The organism is Enteractinococcus helveticum, assembly GCF_001657475.1.
Classification (GTDB): domain Bacteria; phylum Actinomycetota; class Actinomycetes; order Actinomycetales; family Micrococcaceae; genus Yaniella; species Yaniella helvetica.
On record NZ_LXEY01000041.1, the window covers coordinates 1 to 438 of the forward strand.

Annotated in this window: 1 protein-coding gene; it reads left to right on the forward strand. The window is 64.6% G+C overall.

What is annotated here, in order from left to right; translation table 11 throughout:
- Positions 1 to 140: 140 nt before the first annotated feature.
- Positions 141 to 438, forward strand: a 298-nt coding sequence (locus A6F49_RS14425; RefSeq protein ID WP_161485825.1) for a SpoIIAA family protein, incomplete at its 3' end; no start/stop codon positions are given.

A 438-nucleotide genomic window follows, 5' to 3' on the forward strand; every position in this document is an offset into this window, starting at 1 on the left:
ATCACGTTCAGGAACGCCCCGATGCCCGCCAACAGGAACACGGGAGCGATCGCCGCCTGAATCGTTTCGGAAACCGTGGAGAGATAGGGTCCTTCCATGCGTCATGCGTTATGACCGGGGAACCGAACGGAGTGAAGCCCATGATGCATTTCGATACCGACATGGACGCCGGCGTGATCGAATTCACCGTCGACGGCGAAGTCACCCGCGCCGAATATGATGCCGCGGCCACCGAAATGGAGGCAGTGATCGCACGCCACGGCAAGCTGTCGGCGGTCGCGGTGATACGCAGCTTCGCCGGCATGGAGCTGGCGGCGTGGTGGAAGGACATCAGCTGGGGCGTGGGCCATCTCACCAGGATCGGCCGCGTCGCGATGGTCACCGACATCGGCTGGATCGTCGCCGCCAGCCGCGCGACCGGGTGGATGGTGCCGGGCG